The sequence below is a fragment of the Streptomyces sp. NPDC002845 genome (genome assembly GCF_053591955.1).
Window position 1 is genome coordinate 18,472 of record NZ_JBSFUU010000026.1, and the last position, 24,376, is coordinate 42,847.

The following is a 24,376-nucleotide window of genomic DNA, read 5'->3' on the forward strand; positions in this document are numbered from 1 at the left end:
GACGGGTCCGGAGTGTCCGGGGCCTCGGCAGACGAGTCCGGGATACCCGCGAGCTCGTCCGGTGAGTCCGTGATGCCTGGGGGTTCGGTCGGCGAGTCCAGGGTGCCCGGGGACTCGGCTGGGGGAGCGGGTGGCGCGGCTGGTGTGGTTGCGGCGTTCGGGGTCTCGGCAGACGGGTCCGGAGTGTCCGGGGCCTCGGCAGACGAGTCCGGGATACCCGCGAGCTCGTCCGGTGAGTCCGTGATGCCTGGGGGTTCGGTCGGCGAGCCCAGGGTGTCCGCAAGCTCGGTCGGGGCGCCCGGGGTGCCCGTCGGGCTGGGGTCCGCGTCCGGGATCAGCCGTGTCGAGCTCGGCTGGCCCCGCGGGATCCCCGACGGCGGCCGGCACGGCTTCACGCCCCGGCACCGCATACGCCTGGAGGCCGCGCTGCCCGCCATGGCCGCGCGGGTCGCGGGCGCTCTGCCTCTGAGCGCCCGGCGCGTGCTCGTGCTCGGCTTCGAGGAGCTGATGTACGGGCCTCTCAGGCTGGCCCGGGAGCTGGAGCAGGTGGTGGGTGCCGAGGTGCGGTACTCGACGACCACCCGCTCACCCGTCCTCGCCGTCGACGACCCCGGCTACGCGATACGCAGCCGAATCGTTTTCCCCGCCCATGACGACCCCGCCGACGGCCCCGGCGAGCGCTACGCGTACAACGTCGCGGGCGCCGGCTTCGACGCCGTCGTCGCCGTCGTCGACTCCACCGCCGACACCCCCGAACTGCACGCCCCCGACGGCCTGCTGGCCCGCCTCGCCGCACACACGCCGCACGTGCTGCTCGCCGTCGTCCCCTCGTACGTACCGCCGTACGCGACCGTGTCCTCGACCTCGACCTCGACCTCGACCCCGTCCTCGACCGCGTACGCCACCGAAAGGTCCTCCATGCTGCCCGAGCCCCTCCGCGGCCCCGCCTTCTCCTCGTACGCGCCCGACGAGGTCGGCTGGCTGCTCCAGGACCTCTCGGACGTGACGCTGGAGGCGCCGACCGAGGAGCGCGAGGAGGCCATCCAGAGCGGCGGCGCGCACTACGCGGAGTCGCTGCCGGTGGAGTACCAGCCGAGCGAGCAGTACCAGGAGCTGTTCCACAGCGCCCTGGAGGCCTCCGCGGAGCGGATCGCGCAGGCCGTGGGCGTGGTGACGGAGTCCGTCCTCGCCGAGCGGTCACCGCGGCCCGTCCTCGTGTCGCTGGCCCGCGCGGGCACGCCCGTGGGTGTGCTGATGCGCCGCTGGGCGAAGCACCGGCACGGGCTCGACCTGCCGCACTACGCGGTGTCGATCGTGCGCGGCCGGGGCATCGACGCCAACGCGCTGCGCCGGCTGGCCGCCCACCACGACCCGGCCGACGTGGTGTTCGTCGACGGCTGGACCGGCAAGGGCGCGATCAGCCGTGAACTGGCCGCCGCGATAAAGGAGTTCGAGGAGTCCGACGGCATCACCGGCTTCGACCCGGAGATCGCCGTCCTCGCCGACCCGGGCTCGTGCGTGCGGACGTACGGCACCCGCGAGGACTTCCTCATCCCCTCCGCATGCCTCAACTCGACCGTGTCCGGCCTGATTTCGCGTACGGTGCTGCGCGCCGACCTGGTTGGCCCGCACGACTACCACGGCGCGAAGTTCTACCGCGAACTCGCCGGAGCCGATGTGTCCGTGGACTTCCTGGACGCGGTGTCGGCCCGTTTCGCCGAGGTGACGGACGCGGTGGACGCCCGGACCAAGGAGCTGCTCTCGGGCGACCGCACGCCGACCTGGGAGGGCTGGGCGGCGGTTGAGCGGATCAGCGAGGAGTACGGCATCCACGACGTGAACCTCGTCAAGCCGGGCGTCGGCGAGACCACCCGGGTTCTGCTGCGCCGGGTGCCCTGGAAGATCCTCGCGCGGGCCGGGGCGGGCGCCGACCTCGACCACGTACGCCTGCTCGCCGAGCAGCGCGGCGTGCCCGTGGAGGAGGTCGCCGAACTCCCGTACACCTGCGTGGGGTTGATCCACCCCCAGTACACGCGGGGCGCCACCGGCGCCGACGGCAAGGCGGTGGCGGTCTGATGCCGGTTCTTGTCGCGAGCGATCTCGACCGTACGCTCATCTACTCCGCCGCCGCCCTCGCGCTGACCATGCCGGACGCGCGGGCGCCCCGGCTGCTCTGCGTCGAGGTGCACGAGAGCAAGCCGCTGTCGTACATGACCGAGACGGCGGCCCAACTGCTCGCCGACCTCGGCGACACGGCGGTCTTCGTGCCGACGACGACCCGTACGCGCAAGCAGTACCAGCGCATCAACCTGCCCGGTCCCGCCCCGAAGTACGCGATCTGCGCGAACGGCGGGCACCTGCTCGTCGACGGCGTCTCCGATCCCGACTGGCACGGGCGTGTGACGGCACGGCTGGCCGACGAGTGCGCCCCGCTCGAAGAGATCCGGGAGCATCTGCTGGCCTCGGCCGACCCGGCGTGGGTGCGCAAGCACCGGGTGGCCGAGGAGTTCTTCGCCTACCTGGTCGTCGAGCGCGAGCTGCTGCCCGAGGAGTGGGTGAAGGAACTGGCGGTCTGGGCGGAGAACCGCGGCTGGACGGTGTCGCTCCAGGGCCGCAAGATCTACGCCGTACCGAAGCCGCTGACGAAGAGCGCGGCCATGCACGAGGTCGCCCGCCGCACCGGCGCCGACCTCACCCTGGCCGCGGGTGACTCCCTGCTCGACGCGGACCTGCTGCTCGCGGCGGACCGAGGCTGGCGCCCGGGGCACGGGGAGCTGGCGGACGCGGAGTGGACCGGGCCCGCGATCAACGCTCTGCCGGAGCGAGGAGTGCTGGCGGGGGAGCGGATTCTGCGGGAGTTCCTGCGGGGGGCGCGGCGAGGGCCGGCCTGACGTCAGCCGCAGCAACCCCCACCACAGCACCCGCCACCGCCACCCCCGGCCCGGGGCGCGGCCGTCGGCGCCGGGGCGGACGCCGCACCCCCGACGGCCACCGTCGACAGGAGCTTCACCGTGTCGGGGTGGCCGGCGGGGCAGTCCGCGGGGGTGCTGGACTCGGCCATGGGACGGCTCAGTTCGAAGGTGTCGCCGCAGGTCCGGCAGCGGTACTCGTAGCGAGGCATGCCCACAGGTTAGCGCGGCAGGGACCGGGGCCGTACCGACCGGCGGCGCTCGCGTTCGGCCCGGTCCGGGTGGCGGGCCCGCCAGTACGGGTTGTCGTGCGGCAGGGCCGAGCCGACCCGCCCGTGCATGCCGAACCACATCAGCAGCACGCCCACCACAAAGCCGAACAGGACGTTCTGGATGCGGAACGCGAGGAAGTCGAAGTCCGTCTCCAGCAGGGCCAGGTGGCGAGCAGCAGCAGGCCGACGCAGACCGACAGGACGCCGAGCGCGCCGTTGGTGTTCAGCCCGCCGCCTTGCCCCCGGGCGCGGTATGTGCGCGACCATGGCCGCTTTCCTCGGTTGCAGGTGCGGGTGGTGCTGGAAGCGGAGGCCGTACGCTACGTGCACCTTCAGCATCCGCCTGCCACGTCCCCGACGGCAACATCAGCGGCGGGACCTGTGGCTCAGGAGGTCCCCGACCCCCGCTCCTCCCGGATCTGCGCCACCACCCGCGCCACGGTCCGCCGTACCGCCTCCGTCTCCGTCAGGAAGTGCCAGTAGTCCGGATGCCGCCCCTCCAGCGTGCCGATCGCGCGGTCCAGGCGGGTGACGGAGTCGTCGAGGGGGCGGGCGTGCCGCGGGTCGGGGGTGGAGCGGCCCGCCATGGCGAGGCGCTGGGCGTCGCGGATGGCGAAGCGGGTGCGGTCGATCTCCTGCTGCGGGTCCTTCTGGACGGCGTTGAGCTGCCGCAGCCGGTCGCCCGCCGCCGAGACGGCCTCGTCGGTGTTGTTCAGCAGCGCCCGTACCGTCGACAGCAGCGCGGTCACGTCCGGCCAGCGCTGCTCGTCGCGCGCGGCCTGCGCCTCCCGCAGCTTCGACTCGGCCTGCCGTACGTTCTCCGCGGCCTGCTCCGGCACCTGCTGCAGGTCCTGCCAGCAGGCGGCCGCGAACCGCCGCCGCAGCTCGCTCAGCACCGGCTCGACCTGCGTGGACCGGGTGGTCAGCGCCTGCGCCCGGGTCCGCAGCGACACCAGCCGCCGGTCGATCTCGGCGGCCCGCTCCGGCAGCCGCTCCGCCTCCGCCCGCACCGCCTCGGCGTCGCGTACGACCCGGTTGGCGCGCTCGATGGTCCCCGGCACGCCGTGCTGTCCGGCGCCCTGGTTGAGCCTGGTCAGTTCGGGGCCGAGGGCCGCCAGGCGGGCGGCGAGGTCGTCGGCCTTGAGCTCTGAACTCCGTACCGAATCAAGGGCGTTCGAGGCGGCGAGCAGGGCCTGGCGGGCGCGCTCGACGGCCGGGGCGAGCCGGGCGAGCTGGGTCTCGGCCTTGCCGAGCAGCGGCCCGAGCCCCTCGGCGAACCGGTCCAGCTCCTGCTTGACCCGCCCCAACTCGTCCTTCGCGGCGGTCAGCTCGGCCCGGGCGCGGGCCGCGACGGAGGCCTCCAGGTCGTCGCGGTCCAGGTCGTGGGCGTCGACGGCGCTGATGTACTGGTGGCTGGCCTCGTCGATCCGCCGCCCCAGCGCGTCGAAGTCGTGCACCGCGCGGCGCGCGGCGGGGGAGTCGTCGACGGCCGTGATGGTCTCGATCGAGATCCGCAGATCCCGCTGGGCGGTGTCGAGTTCGTAGAACGCGGCCGCCGCCGCGTCCTTCGCCGCCTGCGCCTCGGCCCGCTGGCCCTCCGCCCGCCCTCCGAACCACCGCCGGGTCCCGCCCCCGGCGAACGCGGCGGGCAGCGCGAGCGTCGCGACGAGCACGGGGAGCGTCATGAGAGTGACGACGTCACGGGCGCCGGCGGACCGTTCTCGCGTGCGACGGCGTACATGGTGCGCGCATGGCGCAAACGGCGTGTACGGCTCTGAAGGTGTCGCCGTCACATCCCTCTCCCGTGCTGTGGTCCGCCTTGCCCGGAGTTCATTCTCCCACCGGACAAGGACGAACACACGGGCCGGTCAGTTCGCCGTTCGTACGGTGACCGAACCGTCGTTCGTGTGGGCGGTCACCACATGGGCGCTGGCCTCGTCGCGGGGCACGGACACCTTCACGGAGCCGTCGTCACTGCCGGTCGTCACGCGGTACGTGTCCCGGGGCAGCGCGATGTTGATCGAGCCGTCGTCGCTGCGGGCCTCCACCAGGTCCGGTACGACCCCGAGTTCGAGCTTGACCGAACCGTCGCCCGTGCTGGCCTTGACGCTCCGTGACTCGATTCCGACCGCGCGCACGGAACCGTCGTCGGTGCGCAGTTCCAGCGGCCCGGAGGAGTCGCTGACGCGGACGGCCCCGTCCTGCGTGTGAATGTTCAGCGCCTCCTCGAACCCCTGCGCGCTCACGCTCCCGTCATCGTCCTTCACGGTGACGGCGACCCCGCGCGGCACCTCGATCCGGTGCTTGCTGGAGCACTGGGCGATCATGCCCGAGCACTTCTCCCGCAGCACCAGCCGGTTCCCGTCCTCCATCTCCCAGGTCACCCTGGGGTCCCCGCCGACCACGACCCGCCCCTCGAACCACCGGGTCACCTCGACCTCGTCCACATCCGCCGAGACGATCTCCAGGGTGGAGTCGTCGGAGTCGACGGTCAGCGTACGGCCCTCCAGGGCGAACGACCGGTGCTCCGGCTCCTTGTCGTCCCCGGCGCTCGCGCCGCACGCGGCGGCGGTCGCCATCAGAGCCACGGCGAGCCCGCTGACGGCCACCGCCCGGACACGCGTCGCTGTACGAGCCATGCAGATCTCCCCCTGAAGCCGGTGTGCGAGGTCCTGTGCGGTCCTTCGCCGTCCTTCGCGGTCCCTCGCTGTCCTGCGTGGTCCTGCGCTGTCCTTCGACCGTACGGAGCGGCGGTGCCCAGGGGGATCCGGGGCACACCCGGAGTCGAGGTGGGGGTAACCCCCGCCCCGCCCTGATCCCGTCGCCCCGATCTCCGGGTACGGGTTTGCCGGGCATGCCCCCAGGCAATGTAGGCTGTCGACTCGTCCTGGGCGCGTAGCTCAGTGGTAGAGCGCCGCCCTTACAAGGCGGATGTCGGCGGTTCGAAACCGTCCGCGCCCACCCCAGGCGAAGACCCCGGCCGATCGCGGCCGGGGTCTTCGGCGTACCGGCTGTATCAGCCCTCTCCCTCAGTTCCCTCAATTCCCTCAGTGGCCTTGTGGGCGCGCTTGAGGCGGGTCCGGGCTTCGACCTTGTCCGGTGTGGAGATCTCGTCCCAGAAGCGGTGGCAGCTCACGAAGACCGCGAGTTCCCGCTCCCGCTCGCGCAGCTTCTCGACCTCCGCCTGCTCGTCGGGGGTCCAGCCGGGGGAGGCGGGGCGCTCCACCTTGCGCCAGCCGTTGTCGTCACTGAAGCCGTCCAGGGGCTCGACCGACCAGGGCAGTCTCTTCAGCATGGCCTGGAGCTCGGCCCGGACCTGATGCAGCTCCTCCTGACCGGCCAGGAGGTCACTCGGAAAGTCATAGGTCTCAGCCACGCGGCAATGCTACGCCTGTTCGATTTTGAGATGCGAGTTCCTTCTGTCGTTTCGTAGGGGTGATGGAGTCGAAGGGGTGATGGAGCTGTAGGGGTGATGGGATCGAACGCCTCGAACACTTCGAACGCCGGACCGGTCCGGAGAACCTCGGGCGCTGTGACTCTTGATGATCTGCGTGTCTTCGTCGCCGTCCGCGATCCTGCTCGCCGAGCTGGGTGTCGGGCACGCGGTGGTGCCCGCGCTGCGGGGGTGGACCGGGGCCGAAGCCGGGGCCGGGTCTTCTGGTCCGGGGTCCGGGTCCGGGGTCGGGTCCGGGTCCGGGGTCGGGGTCGGTCGTTCCGGGGTGCGGTTCGTGCCGGTGCCGGATCTGCCGCCGTTGGTGGTGGGGTGGGCGGTGCGGAGGTGGGAGGCGTTGTCGCCGTTGGCGCGGGTGTTCGCGGATACGGTGATCCGGTTCACGGCGGGAACGGAGGAGGGCGTCGAGGGTGGTCGTAACTCCCCTGCGGCTCCCGGCGGTTAATGGGCTGATCCGCCGGACAGGCCCTAATGGCCTGCCTCGCGCAACTCCCGTACCACCCTGGCGGTTACGGGCACCGGTACCCCGTACCGTTCCGCCGCGCGCAGCAACGCGCCGCCGATCGCGTCGAGTTCGAGGGGGCGGCCCGCCTCCGCGTCGCGTTGCATGGAGGACTTGGTGGCGGGCGGGAAGGCGTCGTAGCGGCGCAGGGCCTCCGCCGGGTCCGCGGGGCCGCCGCTCGCGCGGCTTACCGTCGCCGTCTCCTCGACGAGGGACGCCAACTCCTCGCGGTGGTACGTGCGTACGTCGCCGAGGGGCAGGCCGTGGAGGGTGGTGAGGAGCGCGAACGGGGCGAGGAACGACATCTTGGCCCACAGTGCCGACACCTCGTCGTCCAGGACGCGAGTGGCCAGGCCGGACCATTCCAGGGTGCCGGCGAGTGCGTTGAGGCGTCCGCGCGGGACCTGGTCGCCCGCGAGGTCGACCTCCGCGAAGGGGCTGGTGTGCTCGATGGCTCCGGGGGTCAGGCGGGTCGACTCGACGCGGATGACTGCCGGGGCGACGTGTGGGGCGCCGTAGCGTTCGCGCAGGTGGGTCGGGTGTTCTACGCCGTTCAGGAACGGTACGACCAGGGCGTCGCCCAGGGTTTTCGGGGGGACGCGGTTCAGGGCCGGGGCGAGGGTTGTGTGCTTCACCGTGATCAGGCAGGCGTCGACCGGTTCGCGGAGTTCCGTGTCCGTCTCCACGCGGGTGGTGAACTCGCCGAAGCGGGGGCTGCGGACGTGGATTCCGTCGGTGGCGAGGGTGCGTGCCGTGTCGGGTCCGGCCAGGCAGATCACGCGGTGGCCGGCGCGGGAGAGCAGAGCGGCGAGCAGGCCGCCTACGCCGCCTGGGCCGAGTACCGCCACGGTGAGGCTGTCGTTCGGCAAGGGTCCCCCTCGGTTGTTTCCGTGATGATCGTTGATCATCACGGGGCTGGGGGATTCAGTCAATCCTAGGGGGAGCTTGCCGAAACCCAAGGGAATGCTGGGACGGGGGGCTGCCGTGCGGGAGTCTGCGCGGTAGCGGGAGACTGGGGGCATGTGCCGCAGCATCAAGACGCTTCGTCCGCCCGTCCTCCCCGAAGAGGCCACCGAGGAGGAGATCCGGGCCGCCGCGCTTCAGTACGTCCGCAAGGTCTCCGGCTTCCGCGCTCCGGCCGCGCACAACCGTGAGGTGTTCGATCACGCGGTGGACGCGATCGCGGAGGCTACGGCCGAGTTGCTGGCGGGGTTGGAGGTGCGGGGAGTGGCTGCTCGGCGGGGCGATTAGGCGGGGGAGGAACCTCCCCTCACTCACCCGTCGCCGAAGTCGCAAGAGGTCGCCGTACCAGATACGCCGCCCCCGCCCCCGCTCCGAACAACGCGAGAACGGACACCGCCGTGGCGAGCCAGTTCGCGCCGAGCCAGTGGGCGCCGAAGTAGCCGAGGGCAACGCTGTACGTGGCCCAGGCGACGCCCGCGAGAACGGACCAGGGGAGGAACTCGCGGACACGGCGATGGGCGGCACCCGCGCCGAGGGAGACGACGGACCGGCCGGCCGGCGCGAAGCGGGCGAGGACGACAAGGGCACCGCCACCACGCGCAAGGGCCGTGCCGAGACGTTCCTGCGCGGCAGTCAGCCGACGCGAGCGGGCGATGGCCCGGTCGAGGCGTTCGCCGCCGCGCCAGGCCAGGCGGTACGCCACGAGGTCACCCAGAACCGAGGCCGTGGCGGCGGAGAGGACCAGCACCAGGATGTCGGGTACGTCATCCGCCACCGCCCCCGTCGTCGTGCCCGCCGCCGCGGCCGTCGCCGCCGCGATGACCAGCACACCGCTCGGCAGAACCGGGACGAAGACGTCCAGGAGGATCGACGCGGCCACGACCGCGTAGACCCATGGGCTGTCCGTCAGCGCCCCCATACTCTCCACCACCGAGAAACAACTCCCCTGACTCCCCCGTGAACCCCCGTTGGCCCGCCGCTGTCGCCGGGGAGCGAAAGGGTGGCCTGTGACAGCCAGACAGCGTACGCCCAGGGTGTGACAGACGGCTCGACGGGGCTCTTGTGTCCGTCACACGCAGTTCATCTCGTCCGCGTGTGAACACTGCGCCGCGCCCCTCCCTCGGACGGCTTCGCAGCGACCTCGTACGACCTCCTGCGGCCTCGTACGACCTCCTGCGGCCTTCGTACGACGACGGCGCCCGTTTCCCCGTACGACGAAGTACGGAGAAACGGGCGCCGCCCCGGAATCACGCCCCGGATCAGGCCGCGACCGGCGCCCGGTTCGAGGCGCGCTCGCCCTCGGACGCGGACGAGCGCCTGGCGAGAAGCTTGTCCAGGCCGAGCGCACCGGAACCGGTGAAGATCAGCAAGAACATGGCCCAGCAGAAGAGCGCCGCGGCCTCGCCGCTGTTCTCCATCGGCCACAGGGCGTTCGGCTGGTGGACCTTGAAGTACGCGTACGCCATGGCGCCGGAGGCGATGAACGCCGCGATGCGGGTGCCGAGGCCCAGCAGGACCAGGCCGCCGCCGACGAGTTCGATGACGGCGGCGTACCAGCCGGGCCAGGTGCCCGCGGAGAGGGTGCCGCCCTGACCGTCCGCGCCGCCGAGGACACCGAAGAACTTGGCGGCGCCGTGGCAGACGAAGAGCAGGCCGATGACGATGCGGAATAAGCCGATGGCATAAGGCTGGGCGCTGTTGAGGCGACCGGTCATATGGGGGACTCCTTGGGTCTGGTTTCCCGGTCCCTCATGAGGACCGGTGGGGACGGATACCGACTGGTAACCCCACGCTAGACAGTCCTAATCTATTGTTGCAAGTTCAACATTCGGCCATGGTTCGGCTTCCGTTCGCGGTTCCGTTTCGGCGTACGCGGCACGCAGGACCGCCCGCGCCACCGCGTCCGCGTCCGACAAGGTGACCGAATCCACCCCCGGCCTGGCCCCGGCCGCCGTCACCCAGTGCACCCCCTCCGTGGGCACCCCGAAGGCGAACCGGCGTGGATGCGCGGCCCCTTGGCGGTCGATCAGACGGTACGGCCGCGGTGTTACGTCGACCCCTCCGGTTGTGTAACCGTCCACCGTGTGCGGACGGCACTGCCCGGCCCTCAGCAGCCCGGCCAGGAGCTTGTCCGCGGTGCGCCGCAGATCCGGTTCCGGTAGCCGCGCCTCCACCAGGGCCGTCACGCGCACGGCCGAGCCCGGCACCTCCGGCGAGCACGCCAGCCATGCCCCGCCCTCCGGCCGCACTTCCAGCCGGGGGCCGAGCACCTCCAGCACGCCCGCCTCGATCAGCGCCGCCATCTCCTCGATACGGCGACGGGGCGGGCCGATCGACAGGAACGCGTTGAGCGGGGTGTACCAGCAGTCCAGGTGATCGCGGCGCGAGGTTCCGGTCAGCCCTCTGTGGTCGACGATCTGGCGGAGCTCGTTGCGCAGGTCCCGCAGCACGTCGAGGGCCGCCTTGACGGGCCCCTCCACATTGCCCAGCGCCGCTTGGGCCGCGTCCTCACGCAGATACGCCAGCAGCCAGCTCCGCCACCCTTCGGGGCCGTCGAACGTCCGTCCGGCGTACGGCCGCGACACCCGCTCCCAGGACCAGCGGTCGGCTTGCGCGATCCCGAACTCGTCGAGTACGGCGGCCTCTTGGGGACTGCGGTGGGAGGTGGCGAGAAAACGCTCCCGGAAGGAGGGCCGGGAGGACGAGCGGGAGGAGGGCCGGAAGGGAGGGCGGGAGGCGGAAGTCTCCAACAGGCGCTCGTAATAGACCGTTTCCACCTCCTTCGCCACCAACGGCCATATCTCCGGCAGGAATTCGGGCGCCTCCCCGGAGTCCGCGCGCTTGCGGAAGCCCGCGACCACCTCGGGCGTGAGGACGAGCGGCGTGTGACGGCCGAACGGGCCCTTGGCGTTGTCGCCGCGCGCCTGGTACGGGACGCCGCGCCGGGAGCCCGCGTACAGGCGTGGCTCGCGGCCGGAGGGGACGTATCGCAGCCCCTGCGGACCGGATGCATGGGATACGAAGCGGCCGCCCCGTCCGGTCGTCAGCAGGGCCATGTGGTCGAAGAAGTTGAGGCCGAGGCCGCGCAGGAGGACCGGTTCGCCGGGGGCGACGGGGGAGAGGTCGACGTCGGCCGGATTGGCGGGCGGGATGTGGCACAGGCCGTGCCGGGCGGCGTACTCGGCCAGGCGGTGCTCCGTCCGGTCCGGGACCGTCGGCAGGTGGCCCTGGGCGAGGACCACGGCGGCGAGGTCCGTCAGGGTGCGGCCCGTGGCGAGGGTGAGGGTCTGGCGGCCGTCGGGGCCATCGGGGCCGTCGTCCAGCCGTACCGCGCGCGTCGGGTGCACCTCGACCCGGACCTCGGGCGGGGCCCCGCGCATCACCTGGGCGAAAAACCACTCCAGGTAGCGGCCGTAGTGGGCGCGGGTCGGGTACTCGTCGGGGCCCACCTCGCCGTCCGCCCACTCGTGGAGGCTCGGCCCCGGACGTATCGGCCCCGAGCAGTCCACGCTCTCGTCGGTGAAGAGGGTCACCTGCGAGGCCACGGTGTTCATCAGCAGATGCGGCGACTGCGCGGTGCGCCAGACCCGGCCGGGGCCCGGCGGCGCGGGATCGACGATGTGGACCGTCAGACGCGTCCCGGGGCGGAGCAACTCGGGCGCGGAGGCGCAGAGGCGTTCCAGGACGCTCGTACCGCGTGGTCCCGCGCCGACCAGGGCGACGGAAACGGGGGTGGGAGCTGCGGACAGGGACAAAGCGGGTGTCTCCCGTTGCGTGGGGCGTGGGGGTGGACCGCCGGTGGAAGCGGACGGTCCGCCTCATCATGCCGTCGCGCACGGTGGGAGCCGAGCCCTGGAGCGGATTAGGAGCGCCGGGTGTGGGATGCCTCACGAGCATCACGGGCAACGTATGCAATACGGCCATTGGGGGACGAGTGCGGGGTTATGGGGAGTCGGCGGCCTGGGGTTGTGGGGGTGTGAGGACGGACTCCGCCTTCGTCTCCAGCCGGGCCCTCCCCGCCCTCCCGGCCTTGCCCGCCTTGCCTCCGCCCCGCCTCACCCGCGCCTGTTCGAGTCGCAGCCGTGCCGAACGGCCGTGCAGGGTCAGGGTCATGAGCTGGTTGCCGAACCAGGGGCCGCCCGTGCGGCGCCAGTCGAGGGAGGGGCGGGCGCCGCGCCCGTGCCGCTCGAACCAGCGGCCGAGGACCCGCCCGAGGTTGCTCCAGCCGAAGCGGAAGCCGAGGCGGATCGAGAGCGGGATGGAGTTGTGCACGGGGGAGCAGGTCAGCTGGAGCACACGGGCGGTCGGGGCCGGGGCGTCCGCGGGCCAGGAGGGTTCGGCCAGGTAGGCGTGGTGGACGTCGCCGGAGAGCACGAGCACGGTCGCCGGTGCCTCGGGCCCCGAGCCGGCCTCGGCGATCAGCCGCGCCAGCGCCTCGAAGGACGCCGGGAAGGCCGCCCAGTGCTCCAGGTCGGCCCGTCTGCGCAGGTCTTCGCCGAACCGCGCCCAGCGCGCCCCGCGTTCACCCCGGCACAGGGCGGCGTTCCACGCCTCGGCGTCGTGGACGAGGTGGGGGAGCAGCCAGGGCAGGGAGGTGCCGATGAGGAGGTGGTCGTACGAGCCCGGGGTGTCCAGCGCCTGCTGCCGCACCCAGGCCGCCTCCTCGGGGTCCAGCATCGACCGGCGCTCCTCGTCCAGCACCCGCGCGGCCCGGGTGTCCACCATCAGCACGCGTACGCGCCCGAAGTCGCGGCGGTAGCTCCAGCGGAATCCAGCAGGGGCCGGCGCGCAGCGCCGTCGTTGAGGGGCGGTGGTCGGGTGACGGGTGGGCGGGTCCTGGTCGGCCCGGGCGGCGTACGCGCGCAGGGCGTCCGTGCCGTCGGGGGTGGCGCGGACGGCGGCGTACAGCGGGTCGGCGGCCAGTTCGGACGGCGGCAGATTGCCCAGGTGCTGGTGGACCCAGTACGACATCAGCCCGCTCAGCAGCCGCTCGCGCCACCAGGGCGTGGTCCGTATGTCGGCGAGCCAGGAGGCGCTGGTGTTCCAGTCGTCGATGACGTCGTGGTCGTCGAAGATCATGCAGCTGGGGACGGTGGAGAGCAGCCAGCGGACTTCGGGGTCGAGCCAGGATTCGTAGTAGAGGCGGGTGTACTCCTCGTAGTCCGCGACCTGGTCGCCGGGCGGATCGGAGAGGTCGCGGCGGGCGGCGAGCCAGCGTCGGGTGGCCTTGGAGGTCTCGTCCGCGTAGACCTGGTCGCCCAGCAGCAGGAGCACGTCGGGGCGGTCGGCGCTCGGGTCGGCGGCGAGGCGGGCCGCCAGGGTGTCCAGGGCGTCCGGCCCGACGGGGTCGTCCTCGTCGGACGGAGGGGCCGCCCAGCGACAGGAGCCGAAGGTGACCCGGACCGGGTCCCCGTCGGCGGGGGTGTGGATCTCGGAGGGTGGGAAGGGGGAGTCGGGCGGCGGCCAGACGGGGGTGCCGTCCAGGAGGACTTCGTACGCCGATGCCGTACCCGCCTCCAGACCGGTCACCGGGATCAACGCGTAGTGGTGCCCGGCGACTTGGAACGTACGGGCCTCGCCGCGCGCTCCACCGGCGCACCGCACCTCGGCCGTACACGGACGGCTCGTCTCGACCCATACGGTCGCGGACGAGCCGTCCGTGTACCTCAGCAGTGGCCCCAGGCGCAGCCCCGCCATCGGCGATCACCCCCCTTTCTCTGGTCGCCCCGTACGGTACGGAACGACGGGGGTGGGCGGGGAGGTTCCGGCTATCCGGATGATCGCGTCGGGCGGGGGTGGGGGGAAGACCTGGGCCCCGCCGAAGGTGGGGAAACGATTCAGCAGTTGTTGAGGTAGCTGGTGAGCGCGCTCTTCTCGGCGGAGTCGACCGAGAGGTCGTAGTAGTACTTCACATGGACCCAGGCGCGGACGTACGTGCAGCGGTACGCGGTGCGCGAGGGCATCCACTCCGCCGGGTCCTTGTCACCCTTCGACTGGTTCACGTTGTCGGTGACGGCGAGGAGTTGCGGGCGGGTCAGGTCGTTGGCGAAGGACTGGCGGCGGGAGGTCGTCCAGCCGCTGGCGCCGGAGTCCCAGGCCTCGGCCAGCGGGACGAGGTGGTCGATGTCCACGTCGGAGGCGGCGTACCAGGTGGCGCCGTCGAACGGGGAGTACCAACTGCCGCTGGTGGCGGCGCAGGTGGAGCTGGTGACGACGTTCGTGCCGTCGCGCATGAGGACCGTCTCGCGGGTGTTGCAGGTGCCGCTGATGGTGATCCAGTGTGGGAAGAGGCTGCGGCTGTAGCCGGTGCGGTTCTCGGTCGCCACGGTCAGCGAGGCGAGGTAGGAGCGGGCGGTGGAGGCGCTGACCGGGGTCGGCAGCGCGGCGGAGGCGCTCGGGCTGTTGAAAAGTCCGGCCATGGCTATCAAACCGGTGACGGCGGCGAGTACACTGAGCCGTCGACGCGCGTAGACCTTGCGCATGCGAACTCCTTCGGGGTGCAGGGCTCTCGGGGGTGCGAGCTGCGAGCAACCGAACTCTCGCGGCGACCTGTTTCCGGCAGATGAGCGTCGGGTGAGAAGTTAATGGCGTGCGCATGACAGAACAAGGTGTCGGGGCGCACAGGTTCTTCATGCCTTTCGGCATGCTTTTCGGCGTACGGGGCTGACGTGACCGTTCGGTGAGAGTCGCCCGGGCGGGAGCGAAGCTCTCTCCGGTGCCCCTGCGGCGTCCGTGCGGGCGTCCCGTACGATGGTCGGCGCAGAAGGGGAGTAGCTCTTCGCCGGGATCGTCGACATACTGCTCAGCTCAGCTGGGCCGGCGCCCGGAGGCAGGCCTCGGTCGGAAGACCGGTGGCCGGCCAGCGAGACCTTCGGCAAGCAGTGCACCGCCTGAGCCCTTCGGTTCGGGTGACCGTTTGCGCTGCCGTGCCGAAGTGTCGTGTCAGCGATCGGTCGACGGACCGGCGGACGGTTCTCTCGGTGGGGCAGCCCGACCGATTGAGGAACCCTTGATCAGCTTCAGCGTCACGGCGCTCGTCTTCGGCGTCGTCTTCCTCGCCGAACTCCCCGACAAGACCGCCCTCGCCGGGCTCGTCCTCGGCACCCGGTACCGAGCCTCGTACGTCTTCGCGGGCGTCGCCGCCGCCTTCGCGGTTCATGTTGCGCTGGCCGTGGCGGCGGGCAGTGTGCTGACCCTGCTGCCGCAGCAGATCGTCCAGGCGCTCACGGGGGTGCTCTTCCTCGGTGGCGCGGCGATGCTGCTGATGAAGAAGGACGAGGACGAGGAGGAGATCCGCGAGCCCGGGAACCAGAGCTTCTGGAAGGTCTCGGGGGCCGGTTTCATGCTCATCCTGGTCGCCGAGTTCGGAGACCTCACCCAGATCATGACGGCGAACCTGGCCGCCCGCTACGACGATCCGCTGTCCGTGGGGCTGGGCGCGGTGCTCGCGCTGTGGGCCGTGGCCGGGCTCGGGATCGTGGGCGGCAGGGCGCTGATGAAGAGGGTGCCGCTGCGGCTCATCACGCGGATCGCGGCCGTGGTGATGCTGGGGCTCGGGGGGTGGAGCCTGTACGAGGCGGTGGGGGGCTGAGGGGTCGCGTCCGTGTGGATGGGGGCTGAGGGGCCGCGTCCGTGTGGGTGGGGCGTGCTGGTCCGGTGAAGGCGCTGAAGGGGTAGGTCGAAAGTGGTGGCTTTTACGCGGGCTGTTTTGTATCGTGGAGGAACAAAGTGGCTCCCGCCCGCACTCCCTGACCGGCGGGCGGGACCACCTTGTCCCCCGAGGGGCCGGAAGCGGCCCCTTTCCCGCGTTCCCGTTTCCCGCGTTCCCGCGCACTGGAGCCTGCCGATGACGGCCACCACCGTTCTCACCGCCCGAGCCCTTCTGCTGGACATGGACGGCACCCTCGTCAACTCCGACGCCGCCGTCGAACGCATCTGGCGACGCTGGGCCGACCTGCACGGGCTGGACGGCGACGAGGTCATGAAGGTGGTGCACGGGCGGCAGGGATACGCGTCGATGGCGGAGCTGCTGCCGGACCGGCCCATGGAGCACAACCTCGCGGACAACGAGCGGATGCTCGCCGAGGAGACCGCGGATGTGGACGGGGTGGTGGAGATTCCCGGCGCCACGGCCTTCCTGGCCTCTCTCGCGGGGCTGCCGCACGCCCTGGTGACCTCCGCGGACGTGGCTCTCTCCACCGCGCGCATGGCCGCCGCCGGGCTGGCGTTCCCCGAGGTGCGGATCACCGCGGAGTCCGTGGGGGCGAGCAAGCCGGACCCCGAGGGGTTCCTGAAGGGCGCCGCCGAGCTGGGTGTCGCTCCTGAGGACTGTGTCGTCTTCGAGGACTCCGCGGCAGGCATCTCGGCGGGGCGCTCCGCGGGGATGCGTGTGGTGGGGGTCGGGCCTCGGGCCGGGCTCCACGGGCCGGATGTGCTTGTGCCGGACCTTACGGAGGTGCGGGTCGAGGCTGTTGGGGGCGGCTTGATACGGGTGTGTATCGGCTAGTGCCCCGGCAGGCGACGTTTGCCCGTCAAGGAGCGGCGTCCGGTGCGTGCTCTCGGCGTGCCGGCCGGAAGTCCTCGTACTGGACGTACTTGGGCTTTCGGCCGGTGCGGCGAGTGGGGGCACCTCCCACGCCCTTAAGGCAGTGGGGGAGCGTGCCGGGCGTCGCGACGGGGCGAACGTCGCCTGCCGGGGCACTAGGGGGCGAGGCGGCCCGCCTCCCGTGCCGCTGCCGCCGTCCGGGGAACGGGGACGGTGGGGGCCGGTCCCGGGAGCGGTCCCCACCGTCCCGCGCGAGCGCGTGAGGCGGCTCAGGCGCCGGCCTTCGGCCCTGTCTGCTCGATCACCTCGAAGGTCCATACCGTCGCGCCGCTGGCGGCCGGCTTCGGGCGGTCGCCGCCGCCCTGGTGGGCCTCCTTCATCGGGCCCGCCATCCACGCCTGGAACGACTCCTCGTCGCGCCAGCGCGTGTAGACGAGGTAGTTGTCCGTGCCGTCCACCGGACGGAGCAGCTCGAACCATTCGAACCCGTCGGAACTCTCGACCACCCCGGCGCGGGAGGCGAACCGCTTTTCGAGAACCTCACGCTGTTCGGCGGGAACGGTGAGGACGTTGACCTTGACGATGCTCATGAGCTAATCCTGCACGACGGGCTCCGAAGAGCTCCCCGCGGCCTGCTGCAGCTGTTCCGCCGGGGACTCCGAAGCACTGCCGGCGGCCTGCTGTCGCGGGTCCGCCGTCTCCGCCTCCAGTTGCTCCCTCGTCGGCTCCCCGTAGACGCCGGACTCGTCGTCGAGGATGGCGCGGCTGACCTGGTAGCTGCGCACGGCGTCCTCGACCTCGCGGGTGAAGTTCCCGTCGGCCTCGTCGCTGTAGAGGCCCAACTGGCCCAGACGGAGCTGGAGTTCGGTGACCTCGGGGCCCTCGTCGCCGAAGCGGAGGGCCAGGTCGACGGCCGACTCGCTGGGGCCGGGGGACGTGGTGCCGGTGGCCTCCGGAGTGGACGGCGCCGAGGTCGGGTCGGCCGAGCGTGACGGGGCCGACGAGGCGCTCGGGGCGGCCTGGCGTGTCGGGCTCGCGCTGGGCGACGCCGTGGGACTCCTCTCCGGCGCCGACGGTGACGGCGTGGCCGGCGACGTCGTCCCGGGCGGCTCCACCGACGCCGCGCCTTGCCCGGACGCCGTGTCCGGCACGCTACCCCGCACGTCCTCCGGCCCCGCGCCGTTCCGCTCGGGTCCGTCGTACGAGAACAGACCGCCGGCGAATCCCGCGACGGCCACCACTCCTACGACGGCCCCCGCGCCGGCCAGGAGCACGTTACGGCGCCGTCGCCAGGGACGCCGGGAGGGTTCCCCGGAGTTGGATACGGACCCGGATACGGAGTCGGAGCCGGAGGGGGGTGGTGGGACACCGGGCTCGGGGGGTAGGAGTGCCTCCCCGCCTGTCGGCTCCCCGAAGAGCTGTACATCCGCGGCGCTCGGCTCCCCCGCCACGGCGCCCACCGTGGGCAGGGCGACCGTGGGGACACCGTCGGCGTCCTTCCCCGAAGCCCCGCCGCCCCCGCTGGTCTCGCCGCGCCCGTCGGCCCCGGACCCCTCGCTCCCCCTGGCCTTGCTCCCCGCGGCCCCTTCCCCCTCTAACTCCACATAGGGCCGTATTCGTAGCGGATCGAAGTCCTCCGCGGCCGCGGCCTCCGCCGTACGGGTGTCGAGGTGGGCGTCGGACGCGCGGCGGGCGCAGTCGCAGGCCGGGCTTCCGTCGGAGGCCCGGGGGGTGCCGCACTCCGGGCAGAGGTGGCCGTTCGATTCATTCACGCGCGTTGGTCCTTCCCCGTGTGAACTTCAGAGATTATGCAGATCTTGCGCACACAATCTCCCGGGCGCCCCCAGGAACCCCGGATTCCGAAAGGACTCAACAGGCCATACCCGGTCACAACGGCCAGGATGGAAGCGCACACTGGAAAGGCCGTACGAACAGGCCGTACGAACAGTACGAGCCGCACGAGACCGAGCCCCTCGGCCCTCGGGAGGTCCGCATGACGGACGGCACCACCGGACACACGACCGGTGCCGCGCGCCGCGGCAGCGCGACCGCCGACCATGTGAACGGCGGTGTCCTCGTCTCCATCGGGGCCCTGCTGCTGGGCATGCTGCTCGCCGCGCTCGACCAGACGATCGTGTCGACGGCGCTGCCGACCATCGTGAGCGAACTCGGCGGCATGGAGCACCTGTCGTGGGTGGTCACCGCGTACATACTGGCCTCGACCGCGGCAACTCCGCTGTGGGGCAAGCTCGGTGACCAGTACGGGCGCAAGAGGCTGTTCCAGACGGCGATCGTCATCTTCCTCGTCGGCTCGGCGCTGTGCGGAATGGCGCAGAGCATGGCCGAGTTGATCGCGTTCCGGGCCGTTCAGGGGCTCGGGGGCGGCGGGTTGATGGTGCTGTCGATGGCGATCGTGGGGGACATCGTCTCGCCGCGTGAACGAGGCAAGTACCAGGGGCTGTTCGGGGCCGTCTTCGGGGCCAGCAGTGTGCTCGGGCCGTTGCTCGGGGGGCTGTTCACCGAGCATCTGAGCTGGCGGTGGGTCTTCTACATCAACCTGCCCGTCGGTGTCGTGGCGCTCGCCGTGATCGCCACCGTGCTGCGCGTTCCGAGGCGTTCGGAGCGGCACGTCATCGACTACCTCGGGACCTTCCTCATCGCCTCCGCCGCCACCTGTCTCGTCCTGGTCGCCTCCCTCGGCGGTACGACCTGGGGCTGGGGCTCGCCGCAGATCATCGGACTGGCGGTGCTGGGGGCCGTCCTGGCCGTGGTGTTCGTCAGGGCCGAGCGGCGGGCCGCCGAACCCGTCCTCCCCCTCAAGCTCTTCCGCATCCGCACCTTTACGCTCGCCGCCGTCATCAGCTTCGTCGTCGGCTTCGCGATGTTCGGGGCGATGACGTATCTGCCGACGTTCCTGCAGGTCGTGCAGGGCGTGTCGCCGACGATGTCCGGGGTGCACATGCTGCCGATGGTCGTCGGCATGCTGCTGTCGTCCACGGTGTCGGGGCAGATCGTCAGCCGGACCGGGCGCTGGAAGGTGTTCCCCGTCGCGGGTACGGCCGTCACGACGCTCGGGCTGCTCCTGCTCCACCAGCTGGACACGGGCAGCGCCACGGGTGAGATGAGCGCGTACTTCTTCGTCTTCGGGCTCGGGCTCGGGCTGGTCATGCAGGTCCTGGTGCTCATCGTGCAGAACGCTGTGTCGTACGAGGACCTGGGCGTCGCCACCTCGGGGGCGACCTTCTTCCGGTCCATCGGGGCCTCGTTCGGGGTGGCGATCTTCGGCACGGTCTTCGCGGGCCGCCTCGGGGACAAGCTGACGGGCGCGCTCAGCGGTGTCCGGCTCCCGGCCGGGGTCACCCCCGACACGCTGGCGGCGGACCCGCGCGGTATCGACGAACTGCCGGCCGCGCTGCGCCCGCCCGCTCTGGATGCGTACGCCACCTCCATCACGGACGTCTTCGTCTACGCGGCTCCCGTCGCGCTCCTCGGCTTCGTACTGGCCTGGTTCCTGCGCGAGGACCCGCTGCGGGCATCGGTGACGGCGCCGGACGCCACGCAGACGCTGGCGAGCAACCCGGTCGAGCGGTCGTCGTACGACGAGGTGTGCCGGGCGCTGTCGGTGCTGGGGTCGAGGGAGGGGCGGCGGGAGATCTACGAGACGATCACCGCGCGGGCGGGGTACGACCTGTTGCCGGCGGCGAGCTGGCTGTTGCTGCGGATCAGGAGATACGGGTGGGCCGAGCCCGGGGTGCTGGCCGAGCACAGTGCCGTACCGCTGAACGTGATCATCGCCGCGGCGCGGCAGGTCGAGGAGCGGCGGCTGGCTCGGCGGGAGGGTCTGGACCTGGTCCTGACCGATAGCGGGAGGGAGGCCGCCGACGGGCTTGCCAAGGCCCGAGAGGAGTCTCTCGCCGAACTCCTCGGCGACTGGTGGGGGCCGGACCGGCCCACCGATCTGGTGGAGCTGGTGGCTGAGCTGAACGCCGAGATGTGCGGGTCGGACGCGGAGCGGCCGCGTGATGGTGGGGCGGGCCGTGGGGTCGGCGGGGCGGCCTGAGCCGATGCCGTCGGCGGGGGCCCGGGTGTGTTTTCGCCCCCGCCGCCCCTACCCGTCCCATCCTCCAGGGGCTGCCGCCCCTTCGACCCCGCCTGGGGGGTGGGGACAGTTCGGGTGGGTGGGGGGGGGGGGGGGGGGGGCCGGGGGGGCCCCCGGGGGGGGGGGGGGGGGGGGGGGGGGGGGGGGGGGGGGGGGGGGGGGGGGGGGGTGGGGGCGGGTGGGTGGTGGGTCGGCCTGAATGGCCTCGTCCTCAAGCGCCGGACGGGCTGGAGGGCGCTGGCCTGGGCTGAAAAGGCTGGCGTGGGGTCGGAGGGCTGGCGCGAGGCCCGGGGCCGGGGAGGCTGGTGCGGGGCCGGGGAGGCTGGTGCGGTGGTGGAGAGGGCTGGCGTGGGGCCGGAGAGGCTGGCGGGGCGGTGGAGAGGGCTGGCGCGGGGCTGGTGAAGTTTGGTGTGGCTGATGGGTGCTGGCATGGACTGGAGCCGCGCCCCGTCAGGGGCGCGGGGAACTGCGCGACCAGCCACAGACCACCCGCAGCTTCCCGACAACCCGAAGCACCCCCAGTGGGACCAGTGGGACCAGTGGGACCTGGGGCGTAGCTCCGGTGGGGTCGGAGGGGCTGGTGGGCGCCGCCCGGGACGGGGGGCGTTTGAGGGGGGTCCTGTTGGCAACCCGGTCGGGGAACCGGCCCACTGGGCCGAGAAGCCCGGAAGGTATCCATGTCCACAGGCGTGATCATCACTCTGATTGTGATCGCGGCGGCTGTCGTCGTTGTTGCGGCCGTCCTGATCCTGCGTACCCGAGGAGAGCGGGGCGGCAGCCGTGGGCTGCGGCGGCGCTTCGGGTCCGAGTACGACCGGGCCGTCGCTCGCCACGACGGCGACGAGAAGGCCGCCGAGCACGAGCTCGCGGAGCGGGTGGAGAAGCACGGCCGGCTGGAGACACGGCCGCTGGAGCCCGAGGAGGGCGAGGAGTACGCGGCCCGCTGGACGGCCGCCCAGGAGCACTTCGTCGACTCGCCACGGGAGGCGGTCGCCGAGGCGGACCGGCTGCTCGGCGAGCTGGCGAGCCGGCGCGGCTTCCCGGACGGCGACCGCTACGACGAGCAGCTCGACGCCCTCTCGGTGCACCACGCGCACCACGTCCACGGCTACCGCCGGGTGCACCGCGCCGCGCACGCCGGTGCGAGCGGCGAGGCCGAGAACCGTGCGGGAACGGAGGAGATGCGCGAGGCCATGATCGAGGCCCGCGCCCTGTTCGACGACCTGGTGGCCCCGAGCCGTCAGGACACCGGCCGCACCGCGAAGGCGGACGGCGGTGAGAAGGCGGACACCGAGCGGGCCGCCCACGCCCGCTCCCGCGGCCGTCGGTCCGGCGGCCGCGTCCACCTGCCGTCGGCGTTCACCAGGCGCCATGCGAAGGGGAGCTGAGGGGGATGGCAGATGACGTGAGGCCCGGCGAGGCCACCGACATCGACACCGATACCGATACCGACATCGACACCGAGGAGACCGTCGCCCGCGAAGGGCCCGGCCCCGTGCCCCGCAAGGACCCCGCCCACACCGGCCACGGTGCCCGCCTCCTGGCCCACGACGAGTGCGACAAGCTCACCCTGCGGCTGCAGCACGCGGTCAGCGGGTTCGTCGACGGGCCCAAGGACTCCGTGGAGGAGGCCGACCACGTCCTGGAGGAGGCCGCCACGCGCTTCACGGACGCCATGACCCAACGGCGCCGCACACTGCGCGCCTCCTGGCAGTCCACCGGCGAGGACAAGCCCACCTCCACCGACACCGAACAGCTCCGCCTGGCCCTGCGGGACTACCGCGAACTCACCGAGCGGCTGCTGCGGATCTAGAGGGATCCAGAGGAATCCAGAGCGGAGAGAAGAGCGGAGAGAGCAGACTGCGAGGCCGCGCCCCAAGTGACCTGGAACCCCCAAGTGACCTGGAGCGCGGCCTCGGCCGGTACGTTCACGCCTCCCGGCGCTCCCGCCACTCCCGTACGACCTCTTCCACCTCGTACGGCTTCATCCCCAGCGGCGGGCCGGGCGGCGGCTTGAGCATCATGTCGCGGATCTTGGCGTTGATCTCGGTGATGATCTTGCGGACGACCCGTTCGGAGGGGGCCGCGTGGGCCGCGGTCAGGGCGTCCTCGGCCTCCTTGCGGAGGGCGAGCGTGGGCGGCAGGACGGACATGCCCTCGCGGGCCATCTTCTGCTTGATCCACCACAGTTCGTCGTACGGCACGCCCGTATCGCTCAGTGGTCTGCCCGCGCCGGGCAGGGCCGCGAACTCCCCGCGGGACTCGGCGTCGCGGATCTGTTTGTCGACGAAGGACTCGAAGCTGACACCAGGTGGCTTGCGTTCGGTCATGAGTCCATTCTGCCGGACCTCGCACAGCCGGACGATCAGGAGAATTATCATGCGGCGGCGGCACGCCAACCGCGCCCTGTGCAGCAACAATTGGACACGGCGAGCGGTCGGCGGCCGCAGGACGGCAACTTGTCAGGACAGCAACTCTGTAAGGAGCGCACGTGCTCGAACTCACCATGGCCACGGTCTCAGGGGCGGACGCCGCGGCGACGGCCGGCATGCAGATGGCCGACGCGCCCAGCGAGCCGGGCACCGTGCTGCGCGTGGGCCGGGACAAGGCCGTGTGCCGTCTGTCGACCCCCGACGACTGGCTGTTCGTCTCGCGGGTCCACCTGGAGTTCCTGTGCGGCCCCGACGGCACCTGGCAGGTCACCTGGCTGCGCGGTTCGCACGCGGACCCCTCCTCGGAGGTGCGCCTGATCCTGAACGGCCAGCAGCCCCAGCCCCTGCCCTACGGCGGGACGGCCAGGCTCCCGTACGGCGGTGCCGGTGAACTCGTCGTCCAGGACCGCACCGCCCCGCGCAGCGTCAACGTGGGCTTCTACCAGGAGGCGTGAGGCCGCGAGGCGTGTGGCACCGGGGTCACCCCAGCACCCGCGCCAGCGCGAACCCGTCGTACCCCTTGCTGCCCACCGTCTGCACCGCCGTGCCGCTCAGCCTCGGGTGCTCGGCGATGAGCTGGAGGGCGGCCCGGGTGCCGCGCACGCTCGGGTCGGTGCTCTCGGCGTCGGTGACGAGGCCGCCGCGTACGACGTTGTCGACCACGATGACCGCGCCGGGGCGGGTGAGCTTCAGGGCCCACTCGACGTAGTGCGGGTTGTTGACCTTGTCCGCGTCGATGAAGACGAAGTCGAACGGCTCGCAGTTCTCGTCGGCGAGCTTCGGCAGGGATTCGAGGGCGGGGCCGACCCGCACCTCGACGATCTTGTCGAGGCCCGCGCGGGCGAGGTTGCGGCGGGCGATGTCGGCGTGCTTGGGGTCGTACTCGAAGGTGATCAGCTGCCCGTCCTCCGGGAGCGCGCGGCCCAGCCAGATCGTGCTGTAGCCGCCGAGCGTGCCGATCTCCAGGATGCGTCGGGCGCCCTGGATCTCGGCGAGGAGCTGGAGCAGTTTGCCCGCGGTGGGCGCGACGTTGATCTGCGGCAGCCCGGCCGCGTCGCTGTCGCGCAGGGCGGCGGTCAGGGCCTCGTCGTGCGGGGCGAGGAGGGCGGAGAGGTAGGCGTCGACATCGTTCCAGGGTTGCGACTCGCTGCTCATGCACCATGCCTTTCGTATACCTAGTTAGATTCGCTAACTAGTGTCGCA

Annotated in this window: 23 protein-coding genes, 1 tRNA gene and 2 pseudogenes; 11 read left to right on the plus strand and 15 right to left on the minus strand. The window is 71.9% G+C overall.

What is annotated here, in order from left to right:
* Positions 1–2,076, plus strand: a 2,076-nt coding sequence (locus ACWD3C_RS20260; protein ID WP_451145718.1) for a cysteine protease StiP domain-containing protein, incomplete at its 5' end; no start/stop codon positions are given.
* Positions 2,076–2,891, plus strand: a complete 816-nt coding sequence (locus ACWD3C_RS20265; protein ID WP_451145720.1) for an HAD family hydrolase — start codon at positions 2,076–2,078, stop codon at positions 2,889–2,891. The genes ACWD3C_RS20260 and ACWD3C_RS20265, both read left to right, overlap by 1 nt.
* A gap of 2 nt (positions 2,892–2,893) precedes the next feature.
* Here the strand turns inward: ACWD3C_RS20265 and ACWD3C_RS20270 are convergent, their stop codons facing one another.
* The 4 genes and pseudogenes from ACWD3C_RS20270 to ACWD3C_RS20285 all read right to left on the minus strand — a co-directional run bounded on the left by ACWD3C_RS20270 (position 2,894) and on the right by ACWD3C_RS20285 (position 5,820).
* Positions 2,894–3,121 carry an FmdB family zinc ribbon protein gene (locus tag ACWD3C_RS20270; RefSeq protein ID WP_451145722.1) on the minus strand — a complete coding sequence of 76 codons (228 nt, stop codon included), beginning with the start codon at positions 3,119–3,121 and terminating at the stop codon, positions 2,894–2,896.
* A gap of 9 nt (positions 3,122–3,130) precedes the next feature.
* Positions 3,131–3,411, minus strand: a pseudogene (locus ACWD3C_RS20275) (DUF4383 domain-containing protein); the annotation flags it as partial.
* A 156-nt stretch (positions 3,412–3,567) separates the two neighbouring features.
* Positions 3,568–4,974 carry a hypothetical protein gene (locus ACWD3C_RS20280; RefSeq protein WP_451145724.1) on the minus strand — a complete coding sequence of 469 codons (1,407 nt, stop codon included), beginning with the start codon at positions 4,972–4,974 and terminating at the stop codon, positions 3,568–3,570.
* A 75-nt stretch (positions 4,975–5,049) separates the two neighbouring features.
* The gene (locus ACWD3C_RS20285) at positions 5,050–5,820 is read right to left on the minus strand and encodes a DUF4097 family beta strand repeat-containing protein (protein WP_451145726.1); all 771 of its coding nucleotides are present in this window, start codon (positions 5,818–5,820) and stop codon (positions 5,050–5,052) included.
* 250 nt (positions 5,821–6,070) lie between these two features.
* On the opposite strand from ACWD3C_RS20285, the gene ACWD3C_RS20290 reads away from it, so the two are divergent.
* Positions 6,071–6,142, plus strand: a tRNA-Val gene (locus ACWD3C_RS20290).
* Positions 6,143–6,197: 55 nt separating this feature from the next.
* Here ACWD3C_RS20290 and ACWD3C_RS20295 read toward each other — a convergent pair.
* Positions 6,198–6,557, minus strand: coding sequence for a hypothetical protein (locus ACWD3C_RS20295; protein ID WP_451145728.1), 360 nt, complete (start codon positions 6,555–6,557; stop codon positions 6,198–6,200).
* Positions 6,558–6,732: 175 nt separating this feature from the next.
* Here ACWD3C_RS20295 and ACWD3C_RS20300 point away from each other — a divergent pair.
* Positions 6,733–7,077 (plus strand): annotated as a pseudogene (locus tag ACWD3C_RS20300) (hypothetical protein); the annotation flags it as partial.
* A 23-nt stretch (positions 7,078–7,100) separates the two neighbouring features.
* On the opposite strand, the gene ACWD3C_RS20305 reads toward ACWD3C_RS20300, so the two are convergent.
* Complete coding sequence (locus tag ACWD3C_RS20305) at positions 7,101–8,042, minus strand: ketopantoate reductase family protein (RefSeq protein WP_451145889.1); 942 nt, start codon at positions 8,040–8,042, stop codon at positions 7,101–7,103.
* A gap of 112 nt (positions 8,043–8,154) precedes the next feature.
* On the opposite strand from ACWD3C_RS20305, the gene ACWD3C_RS20310 reads away from it, so the two are divergent.
* Positions 8,155–8,385, plus strand: a complete 231-nt coding sequence (locus ACWD3C_RS20310; protein WP_451145730.1) for a DUF2277 domain-containing protein — start codon at positions 8,155–8,157, stop codon at positions 8,383–8,385.
* Between the two features lie 19 nt (positions 8,386–8,404).
* Here the strand turns inward: ACWD3C_RS20310 and ACWD3C_RS20315 are convergent, their stop codons facing one another.
* From ACWD3C_RS20315 to ACWD3C_RS20335, 5 genes are all read right to left on the minus strand, one after another.
* Positions 8,405–9,028, minus strand: coding sequence for a DedA family protein (locus ACWD3C_RS20315; RefSeq protein WP_451145732.1), 624 nt, complete (start codon positions 9,026–9,028; stop codon positions 8,405–8,407).
* A gap of 328 nt (positions 9,029–9,356) precedes the next feature.
* Positions 9,357–9,812: a DoxX family protein gene (locus ACWD3C_RS20320; RefSeq protein ID WP_451145734.1), complete on the minus strand. Its 456-nt coding sequence runs from the start codon at positions 9,810–9,812 to the stop codon at positions 9,357–9,359.
* Positions 9,813–9,899: 87 nt separating this feature from the next.
* Complete coding sequence (locus ACWD3C_RS20325; protein WP_451145736.1) at positions 9,900–11,852, minus strand: FAD/NAD(P)-binding protein; 1,953 nt, start codon at positions 11,850–11,852, stop codon at positions 9,900–9,902.
* Between the two features lie 187 nt (positions 11,853–12,039).
* Positions 12,040–13,794, minus strand: a complete 1,755-nt coding sequence (locus ACWD3C_RS20330; RefSeq protein WP_451145737.1) for an alkaline phosphatase D family protein — start codon at positions 13,792–13,794, stop codon at positions 12,040–12,042.
* 140 nt (positions 13,795–13,934) lie between these two features.
* Positions 13,935–14,579, minus strand: a complete 645-nt coding sequence (locus tag ACWD3C_RS20335; RefSeq protein WP_451145739.1) for an HNH endonuclease family protein — start codon at positions 14,577–14,579, stop codon at positions 13,935–13,937.
* Between the two features lie 527 nt (positions 14,580–15,106).
* On the opposite strand from ACWD3C_RS20335, the gene ACWD3C_RS20340 reads away from it, so the two are divergent.
* Both ACWD3C_RS20340 and ACWD3C_RS20345 read left to right on the plus strand, forming a co-directional pair.
* Positions 15,107–15,688, plus strand: coding sequence for a TMEM165/GDT1 family protein (locus tag ACWD3C_RS20340; RefSeq protein ID WP_451145741.1), 582 nt, complete (start codon positions 15,107–15,109; stop codon positions 15,686–15,688).
* Between the two features lie 255 nt (positions 15,689–15,943).
* Positions 15,944–16,603: an HAD family hydrolase gene (locus ACWD3C_RS20345; protein WP_451145743.1), complete on the plus strand. Its 660-nt coding sequence runs from the start codon at positions 15,944–15,946 to the stop codon at positions 16,601–16,603.
* A 308-nt stretch (positions 16,604–16,911) separates the two neighbouring features.
* Here the strand turns inward: ACWD3C_RS20345 and ACWD3C_RS20350 are convergent, their stop codons facing one another.
* Together ACWD3C_RS20350 and ACWD3C_RS20355 are read right to left on the minus strand one after the other, a co-directional pair.
* Positions 16,912–17,232, minus strand: coding sequence for an antibiotic biosynthesis monooxygenase family protein (locus ACWD3C_RS20350; protein WP_451145745.1), 321 nt, complete (start codon positions 17,230–17,232; stop codon positions 16,912–16,914).
* A 3-nt stretch (positions 17,233–17,235) separates the two neighbouring features.
* Positions 17,236–18,414 (minus strand): peptidoglycan-binding protein, encoded by a 1,179-nt coding sequence (locus ACWD3C_RS20355; protein WP_451145747.1) that lies wholly within the window; start codon positions 18,412–18,414, stop codon positions 17,236–17,238.
* A 221-nt stretch (positions 18,415–18,635) separates the two neighbouring features.
* Between ACWD3C_RS20355 and ACWD3C_RS20360 the strand changes: the two genes are divergently transcribed.
* The 3 genes from ACWD3C_RS20360 to ACWD3C_RS20370 all read left to right on the plus strand — a co-directional run bounded on the left by ACWD3C_RS20360 (position 18,636) and on the right by ACWD3C_RS20370 (position 22,554).
* Entirely contained in the window at positions 18,636–20,702 is a 2,067-nt protein-coding gene (locus ACWD3C_RS20360) for a DHA2 family efflux MFS transporter permease subunit (protein WP_451145749.1), read from the plus strand.
* Positions 20,703–21,418: 716 nt separating this feature from the next.
* A complete protein-coding gene (locus ACWD3C_RS20365; protein WP_451145751.1) occupies positions 21,419–22,129 on the plus strand; it encodes a hypothetical protein in 711 nt (236 codons plus the stop codon).
* Positions 22,130–22,134: 5 nt separating this feature from the next.
* Positions 22,135–22,554: a hypothetical protein gene (locus tag ACWD3C_RS20370; protein WP_451145753.1), complete on the plus strand. Its 420-nt coding sequence runs from the start codon at positions 22,135–22,137 to the stop codon at positions 22,552–22,554.
* Positions 22,555–22,669: 115 nt separating this feature from the next.
* Here ACWD3C_RS20370 and ACWD3C_RS20375 read toward each other — a convergent pair whose 3' ends face one another.
* A complete protein-coding gene (locus ACWD3C_RS20375) occupies positions 22,670–23,071 on the minus strand; it encodes a DnaJ family domain-containing protein (RefSeq protein ID WP_451145755.1) in 402 nt (133 codons plus the stop codon).
* A 161-nt stretch (positions 23,072–23,232) separates the two neighbouring features.
* Between ACWD3C_RS20375 and ACWD3C_RS20380 the strand changes: the two genes are divergently transcribed.
* The gene (locus ACWD3C_RS20380; protein ID WP_451145757.1) at positions 23,233–23,628 is read left to right on the plus strand and encodes a hypothetical protein; all 396 of its coding nucleotides are present in this window, start codon (positions 23,233–23,235) and stop codon (positions 23,626–23,628) included.
* 25 nt (positions 23,629–23,653) lie between these two features.
* Here the strand turns inward: ACWD3C_RS20380 and ACWD3C_RS20385 are convergent, their stop codons facing one another.
* Positions 23,654–24,328: an O-methyltransferase gene (locus ACWD3C_RS20385; RefSeq protein ID WP_451145759.1), complete on the minus strand. Its 675-nt coding sequence runs from the start codon at positions 24,326–24,328 to the stop codon at positions 23,654–23,656.
* Positions 24,329–24,376: the final 48 nt, after the last annotated feature.

Bases quoted from the DNA above. Each gene is read 5' to 3' on its own strand.
- ACWD3C_RS20350 (WP_451145745.1), bottom strand. From the start codon at position 17,232: ATGAGCATCGTCAAGGTCAACGTCCTCACCGTTCCCGCCGAACAGCGT.
- ACWD3C_RS20305 (WP_451145889.1), bottom strand. From the start codon at position 8,042: ATGATCAACGATCATCACGGAAACAACCGAGGGGGACCCTTGCCGAAC.
- ACWD3C_RS20285 (WP_451145726.1), bottom strand. From the start codon at position 5,820: ATGGCTCGTACAGCGACGCGTGTCCGGGCGGTGGCCGTCAGCGGGCTC.
- ACWD3C_RS20365 (WP_451145751.1), top strand. From the start codon at position 21,419: ATGTCCACAGGCGTGATCATCACTCTGATTGTGATCGCGGCGGCTGTC.
- ACWD3C_RS20320 (WP_451145734.1), bottom strand. From the start codon at position 9,812: ATGACCGGTCGCCTCAACAGCGCCCAGCCTTATGCCATCGGCTTATTC.
- ACWD3C_RS20375 (WP_451145755.1), bottom strand. From the start codon at position 23,071: ATGACCGAACGCAAGCCACCTGGTGTCAGCTTCGAGTCCTTCGTCGAC.
- ACWD3C_RS20335 (WP_451145739.1), bottom strand. From the start codon at position 14,579: ATGCGCAAGGTCTACGCGCGTCGACGGCTCAGTGTACTCGCCGCCGTC.
- ACWD3C_RS20345 (WP_451145743.1), top strand. From the start codon at position 15,944: ATGACGGCCACCACCGTTCTCACCGCCCGAGCCCTTCTGCTGGACATG.
- ACWD3C_RS20330 (WP_451145737.1), bottom strand. From the start codon at position 13,794: ATGGCGGGGCTGCGCCTGGGGCCACTGCTGAGGTACACGGACGGCTCG.
- ACWD3C_RS20265 (WP_451145720.1), top strand. From the start codon at position 2,076: ATGCCGGTTCTTGTCGCGAGCGATCTCGACCGTACGCTCATCTACTCC.
- ACWD3C_RS20360 (WP_451145749.1), top strand. From the start codon at position 18,636: ATGACGGACGGCACCACCGGACACACGACCGGTGCCGCGCGCCGCGGC.
- ACWD3C_RS20270 (WP_451145722.1), bottom strand. From the start codon at position 3,121: ATGCCTCGCTACGAGTACCGCTGCCGGACCTGCGGCGACACCTTCGAA.
- ACWD3C_RS20310 (WP_451145730.1), top strand. From the start codon at position 8,155: ATGTGCCGCAGCATCAAGACGCTTCGTCCGCCCGTCCTCCCCGAAGAG.
- ACWD3C_RS20370 (WP_451145753.1), top strand. From the start codon at position 22,135: ATGGCAGATGACGTGAGGCCCGGCGAGGCCACCGACATCGACACCGAT.
- ACWD3C_RS20385 (WP_451145759.1), bottom strand. From the start codon at position 24,328: ATGAGCAGCGAGTCGCAACCCTGGAACGATGTCGACGCCTACCTCTCC.